Annotated in this window: 7 protein-coding genes; all 7 read left to right on the top strand. The window is 46.1% G+C overall.

Features of this window, described 5'->3' with window-relative positions:
* The coding region (locus tag STRDD11_RS14540; protein ID WP_277592870.1) for a ZmpA/ZmpB/ZmpC family metallo-endopeptidase at positions 1-2,274 on the top strand (2,274 nt) is incomplete at its 5' end.
* Complete coding sequence (locus STRDD11_RS09555; protein WP_241209395.1) at positions 2,271-2,534, top strand: hypothetical protein; 264 nt, start codon at positions 2,271-2,273, stop codon at positions 2,532-2,534. The genes STRDD11_RS14540 and STRDD11_RS09555, both read left to right, overlap by 4 nt.
* 113 nt (positions 2,535-2,647) lie before the next feature.
* Positions 2,648-2,827, top strand: coding sequence for a type II toxin-antitoxin system HicA family toxin (locus tag STRDD11_RS09550; protein WP_164828458.1), 180 nt, complete (start codon positions 2,648-2,650; stop codon positions 2,825-2,827).
* A 37-nt stretch (positions 2,828-2,864) separates the two neighbouring features.
* Positions 2,865-3,320, top strand: coding sequence for a type II toxin-antitoxin system HicB family antitoxin (locus STRDD11_RS09545; protein ID WP_128837135.1), 456 nt, complete (start codon positions 2,865-2,867; stop codon positions 3,318-3,320).
* A 118-nt stretch (positions 3,321-3,438) separates the two neighbouring features.
* Positions 3,439-3,984, top strand: a complete 546-nt coding sequence (locus tag STRDD11_RS09540) for a GNAT family N-acetyltransferase (RefSeq protein WP_128837309.1) — start codon at positions 3,439-3,441, stop codon at positions 3,982-3,984.
* 544 nt (positions 3,985-4,528) lie between these two features.
* Entirely contained in the window at positions 4,529-6,268 is a 1,740-nt protein-coding gene (locus tag STRDD11_RS09535) for an ABC transporter ATP-binding protein (RefSeq protein WP_128837134.1), read from the top strand.
* 8 nt (positions 6,269-6,276) lie between these two features.
* Positions 6,277-7,274, top strand: a 998-nt coding sequence (locus tag STRDD11_RS09530; RefSeq protein ID WP_164828457.1) for an ABC transporter permease, incomplete at its 3' end; no start/stop codon positions are given.

Genomic DNA, 7,274 nt, shown 5'->3' with positions numbered 1-7,274 from the left:
AGTGTGGGCGATACAGGTCTCCTTTATACTCCAAATCAGCTCTTGTCTAGCTATTCTACGATTATTGATGCTGTTTTGCCTGAATTGAAGGCGGTCGATTATCAGTCAGAAGCTGTTAGAAACACACTGGGTATTTCTTCGGGAGTTAAATTGACAGAATTATACTTAGATGAGCAGTTTAGCAAGACAAAGGAAAATCTGGAAAGTACACTGAAAAAACTATTATCAGCTGACGCAGTCCTTGCAGATGATCATCAAGCGATTGCTGGTTATGTCATAGATAAAATCAAACGCAACAAGGAAGCCCTACTTCTGGGCTTGACCTATTTGGAGCGTTGGTATAGCTTTAACTACGGCGACATTTCTGTCAAAGACTTCCTCATCTACCATATGGATTTCTTTGGCAAGGGCAATGCCTCGCCGCTGGATACGATTATTGAGTTAGGCAAATCAGGGTTTGACAGCCTTCTGGCGAAAAACAATGTAGAAACGTATCGCAGCAGCCTTGCAGCCAGTCATGCTGCCAAAGATTTGTTCAGCACACTTGAAGCTTATCGAAAGGTATTTTTGCCAAACAAAACAAACAACGAATGGTTTAAGGAACAGACCAAGGCTTATATCGTTGAAGAAAAGTCGACTATACCAGAGGTGAAAGCAAAACAAGAGCAAGCCGGCAGCAAGTATTCTATCGGGGTTTATGATAGGATTACCAGTGAGACTTGGAAATACCAAAATATGGTCCTGCCTCTGCTGACCCTGCCAGAAAGGTCTGTATTTGTGCTTTCTACTATTTCCAGTCTTGGTTTTGGTGCTTATGACCGATACAGAAACAGGGACTATCGGGCAGGAGAGGAGCTCAATCAGTTTGTTGAAGAAAAGGCTCAGGAAACTGCCAAACGCCAGCGAGATCATTATGATTACTGGTATAGAATATTAGACGAGCAGGGGCGTGAAAAACTGTATCGAAATATTCTGCTCTATGATGCCTATCGGCTGGGAGATGATACTACGGTTGGCAGTGCTGCAGTTGAGGCTCATTTGGACAGTCCGAAGCCGGCCATGAAGCACTTTTTTGGACCGGTTGGAAACAAGGTTGTGCACAATCAGCATGGTGCTTATGCTACTGGAGACAGTGTCTATTATATGAGCTACCGCATGCTGGACAAAGATGGCGCCATTACCTATACTCATGAAATGACGCATGATTCTGATAATGAGATTTATTTAGGCGGGTATGGAAGAAGAAGCGGGCTTGGTCCAGAGTTCTTCGCAAAAGGCTTACTGCAAGCTCCAGATCATCCAGATGATGCAATCATCGCAATCAACTCCATTCTGAAATACGATCAGAATGATGTGACTGAGAAAACGCGTTTGCAGGTCCTTGACCCAACTGAAAGATTCAAAAATGCAGATGACCTGAAAAATTATGTCCATAATATGTTTGACGTCATTTACATGCTGGAATATCTGGAGGGGATGTCTGTCATTAACCACTTATCAGATGTACAGAAGGTCAGCGCCCTGAGAAAAATCGAGAATAAATATGTCAGGGCTGCTGATGGAAATGATGTCTACGCAACCAATGTAGTAAAAAATCTTACAATGGAAGACGCCAAGAAATTAAACTCATTTGAGAGTCTCATTGACCATAATGTTCTTTCGGCGCGTGAATACAAAAATGGCGATGTAGAAAGAAATGGCTATCATACTGTTAAACTGTTCTCTCCGATTTATTCTGCCCTAAGCAGCGAAAAAGGGACTCCCGGTGATCTGATGGGACGCCGGATAGCCTATGAGCTGTTGGCCGCTAAAGGCTTTAAAGAGGGAATGGTTCCCTATATCTCTAACCAGTATGAGAAAGATGCGAAACAAAGCGGCAAAACAATCAGAATTTACGGCAAAACGAGAGGACTCGTAACAGATGATCTGGTGTTGGAAAAGGTATTCAATGGTCAATTTAAACATTGGGCTGACTTCAAGAAGGCTATGTATGAAGAGCGTAAAAATAAGTTTGCCGCACTGAATAAAGTAACCTTTGATGATCCGACAAAACCATGGACTAGTTTTGCTACTAAAACGATAAGTAGGGCAGAAGAGCTGCAGGCATTGATGGATGAAGCAGTCCGCAAGGATGCAGCAGACAATCGATATGATTGGAGCGGCTATAATCCAGAATATGACAGTGCTGTGCACAAACTCAAAAAAGCAGTCTTTAAGGCCTATCTCCATCAAACCGATGATTTCAGAACCTCCATTTTTGAAAATCAAAAATGACTGCTTTCAGTTGGCTGAGTGAATGGCAGGGATTGAATGGTCCTGACTATCTTGATGTTGTCGAATCAACAAAGGAGGCGCGTGAAACCTATCCTGATTTTCCTGTAAATATGTTCATTCTTGAGGATTTAGGTTTTGATGGGATACTCATTTTACTTGATTCCAATGGCTCTGTCTTTGAATGGCAGTATGGTTCCTGTAAAAAGATTTATTCTACTATTTTAGAGTATCTGGATGAATGTCTTGAAAGAAAGAATTAGTTACTCTATTTTCTAAAAACTTAGCTTCTAAATAAAACTGCAGGAATGCCTCCTTGTTCTTGACTACACGTGCCACACGTGTTATAATAGTCTTGTCAGGAGGTAAAAGCGCTATGCCTATGACACAAAAGGAGATGGTTAAACTCTTGGCTGCTCACGGTTGGAAAAAGACCAAGGGCGGTAAAGGCTCCCATATCAAGATGGAAAAGCCTGGAGAGCGTCCCATCACAGTTCCTCATGGTGAATTGAACAAATTTACTGAAAGAGGAATACGAAAGCAAGCTAGACTCTAATTGTCTAGTCTCTGCTTTTGAATGAGGAGGTAGTAATATGCTCATAACCTATCCAGCTTTGTTTTATTATGATAATTCTGAGGGTGAAGATGTGGCGCCTTACTTTGTCTGGTTTCCGGATATTGGCGGGGTGGGGACACAAGGCAAGGACATTTCTGATGCCATCTTTATGGCTTCGGATTACCTGGGCTTGATGGTGGCGGATTTGATTGAAAAGAATCAGGAGCTTCCTGTGCCGTCCAATCTCAAGAGCCTGTCTTTGACTGAGAACAATCCTTTTAAGGATGATGCTGAAATCACGTTGGATTTTGATCCGGACAAGTCTTTTATTTCATTTGTCAATGTGGATGTGGCAGCATATCTGGGCCAGCAGGAGCCTGTTAAGAAGACCCTGACCATTCCCCGCTGGGCGGATAAGCTGGGCCGGGAAATGGGGCTGAATTTTTCCCAGACCCTAACCGACGCCATTGCGGATAAGAAATTACACGCCTAGCTCCCATGGTGCTAGGCTGTTTCTTTCGTTTGGAATGTTCCCGCAATCCCTCTCAATGTGATATAATAGGGTAACTTTAGCAGCGGGCCGGGGCATGGTCCGCAGAAAGCGAGGAATGATGTCTTTAACCAGTCAGATTATTACAGCAGATTTTCCGGATTTGGATAAGGTGGAGCAGCTGAATGAGGAGGCTTTTCCTGAGGAAGAACGGGTGCCTTTGGAGGAGCTGCTCCGCTACGGCAACGGTGATACTTCTAATTTTTTCGCCTTTTATGATGGGGGCGAATTTGTCGGTTTTGCTTTTGCCGTGCATAATGCCAGCATGTTTTATATCAGCTTCTTTGCAGTGGCCTCTCATTTGCGCAGTCATGGCTACGGCGGTCAGATTATTGATAAGTTGATTGATTTTTACCAAAAGACCATGGTGCTGGAAGTGGAAAGGGTGGATGAGCCCTGCGACAATCTGGATCAGCGCTTGGCGCGCATGGACTTTTACCGGCAGAATGGTTTTCGTTCGGCGGATGCTTTCTTGGAATATGAGGGTCTGAGCTTTGAGATTCTCTATCGCGGACCTGCCTTTGATGAGGCAGCTTATCGGGATATTTTTCGTCTGATACAGAAAGAGGGCGCTTTTGATTTTGAGATCAAACGGCGCGATGGTTAGAATCCCTGTCTGCAGCCATGAATCATTTCACCATTTTAAGGTTAAGATTAGGCACATACATACAGTAGGTTTACTTTGCTTTTTTGTAACATATCTGTTATAATATTTTATAAAGGCGTGCGGTTGCGCGCTCTTTTCTGTCTAATGAAGCTGGGACAACAGTACCCAACTTTCTATATTTTTGCCGTTAGTTTGCAAGACGCAGTGGTTGAGAGAGATTCTGACTTTAGTCGACTAGAATCTCTCCTGCACAGTTCATTCGGCGCTTTGGTTCTGTCAACCCCTGCTGTGCGGAGGTGGGAGTGAAACAGCCTGGGGTTAGGCTGTTTCAGGTCAGCAACTAGAAAGGAAGACTTGCTGAAAAAATCGAAGACTCCGTCTTACCGATTTTTTATACGGTACCTTCCAAAAGGTACATCCCTCTGTGGGTGAGGACGCAGCCATCATGGGAGTCTGTCTCACTCTCACTACTAAAAGCAAACTAAAAGACTATAAATAACGATAGTGTGATTTTCAAAAAGTGTGAAAAAGTAAAGGAGAGACGATGCTATACATTTGGTCTTATTTGAAAAAGTATCCCAAGTGGCTGATACTGGACTTTTTAGGAGCAATTTTCTTTGTTGTGGTCAATCTGGGTCTGCCCACGGTACTGGCCCGGATGATTGATGAAGGGATTAATCAAGGCGATACCGGAAGGCTTTATTACTGGACCTTCATCATGCTGCTGGTCATTGTGGCCGGCGTTCTTGGCCGTATCGTTCTTTCATATGCGGCAGGCAAGCTCACGACCAGCATGGTGCGGGATATGCGCAATGATCTCTATGATAAGCTGCAGGAGTATTCTCATCATGAGTATGAGCAGATTGGTGTGTCCTCTCTGGTGACACGGATTACCAGTGATGCCTTTGTTCTCATGCAGTTTGCTGAGCAGAGCCTGAAGATGGGAGTGGTGACCCCTCTTATGATGCTGTCTTCCATTCTCATGATTTTCCTGACCAGTCCGTCGCTGGCTTGGATTGTCGCAGCATCGGTTCCTTTTTTGGCTATTGTCGTCTGCTATGTAGCGGTTAAGACACGGCCGCTGTCTGAAAAGCAGCAGAAGACGCTGGACAAAATCAACCAGTATGCCAGAGAAAATCTGACAGGACTGCGGGTTATCCGGGCTTTCGCGCGGGAGGAGTTTCAGGAAGAACGCTTCGCTTCGCAAAATGAAGTCTATGCTGCTAATTCCAACAAGCTCTTTAAGCTGACGGGCCTAACTGAGCCGCTTTTTGTGCAGATTATTATTGCTATGATTGTGGCTATCGTCTGGTATGCACTGGAACCGCTGGGCAGCGGCCAGCTGAAAATCGGGGATTTGGTGGCCTTTATCGAGTACAGCTTCCATGCTCTTCTGTCTTTTCTCTTTCTGTCCAATCTCTTTACCATGTATCCACGGACGGCGGTTTCCAGTGAGCGGCTGCAGGAAGTCATGGACATGCCAATCTCCATCAATCCTAATGAAGACGGCATAACCGAAACGGACAGCCGGGGCTATCTGGAGTTTGACAACGTGACCTTCGCCTATCCGGGAGAAACTGAAAGCCCAGTCTTGCATAACATTTCCTTTCAGGCTAAGCCGGGCGAAACCATCGCCTTTATCGGCTCTACCGGTTCGGGCAAATCTTCGCTGGTTCAGCTGATTCCGCGTTTCTATGATGTGACGCTGGGCAGGATTTTAGTGGATGGTGTAGACGTGCGGGCTTACAACTTAAAGGCTCTGCGCCAAAAGATTGGTTTCATTCCTCAGAAAGCACTGCTGTTTACTGGAACCATCGCTCAAAATCTCCGCTACGGCAAGGAAGACGCCAGTCATGAGGAGCTGAGTCAGGCGGCCGATGTGGCTCAGGCCAGAGACTTTATCGAAAGCAAGGAGGAGCGTTTTGAGGCCTATCTGGCTGAGGGTGGCAGCAATCTGTCAGGCGGTCAGAAGCAGCGGCTTTCCATTGCCCGGGCGGTGGTCAAGGAGCCGGATATTTATATCTTTGACGATTCTTTCTCAGCTCTGGACTACAAGACGGATGCGACCCTGCGCCGCCGGCTCAAGGAAGTGACGGGCCATGCCACCGTGCTGATTGTGGCTCAGAGGGTAGGAACTATTATGGATGCAGATCAGATCATCGTTCTGGACAAGGGGGAAATCGTGGGCCGCGGCCGGCACGAGGAGTTAATGGTGACCAATGACATTTATCGGGAAATTGCCCATTCGCAGCTCAACAATCAATCGCTGACAGAAGAAGGATAGGAGGTCTTATGAAAAAACAACACAGTTTTGTCCGTTTATGGGGCTATTTAAAAGTCTATCAAGCGTCGCTTTTTCTGGCTGTCTTTCTCAAGATTGTCAGCGTCGTGATGAATGTGCTGGAGCCCTTTGTCCTGGGCTTGGCTATTACCGAGCTGACCAAGAATCTGCTGGATATGGCCAATGGTGTCGCTGGCGCGCAGCTGAACACCAGCTATGTAGCCTGGATTATGCTGCTCTATTTTGTCCGAGCCTTGTTTTATGAGATTGGAGCCTATTATTCCAATTATTTCATGACCAATACTGTGCAGAAGATGGTTCGGGATCTGCGCAATGAACTCAGCTGCAAGATTAACCAGATTCCGGTTTCTTACTTTGACCGGCATCAGTTCGGCGATATGCTGGGCCGTTTTACCAGCGATGTGGAGACGGTATCCAATGCCCTGCAGCAGTCTTTTTTGCAGATTGTCAATGCTGTTTTGACCATTGTCCTCGTCATGGGTATGGTGCTGTATCTCAATTTTCAGCTGGCACTGATTGTCATCGTCAGCATTCCCCTGACCTACTGGGGGGCCAACTGCATCCTGAAAAAATCCCAGCCCTATTTTAAGCAGCAGGCGGATGCTCTGGGTGCTATGAATGGCTTTGTTCAGGAAAATCTGACCGGCTTTAATGTGCTCAAGCTTTATGGGCGTGAGGAAAGTTCTGCTGCAGATTTCCGCCGTATCACCCAAAATCTGCAGGAAGTCGGCTTCAAGGCCAGCTTCATTTCCGGTCTCATGATGCCGGTCCTGCACGCTATTTCGGATCTGACCTATCTGATTGTGGCCCTTGTCGGTGGTCTGCAGGTCATCTCCGGCCAGCTGACTATTGGAAATATGCAGGCCTTTGTCCAGTATGTCTGGCAGGTCAATCAGCCCATTCAAAATCTGACCCAGCTGGCAGGTCAGCTGCAAAGTGCCAAGTCTTCCCTAGACCGGGTTTTCCAAGTGCTGGATGAGCCGGATGA

The organism is Streptococcus sp. DD11 (assembly GCF_001578865.1).
GTDB classification, from domain to species: Bacteria; Bacillota; Bacilli; order Lactobacillales; family Streptococcaceae; genus Streptococcus; species Streptococcus panodentis.
This window is presented reverse-complemented; position numbering and strand designations above follow the sequence as displayed.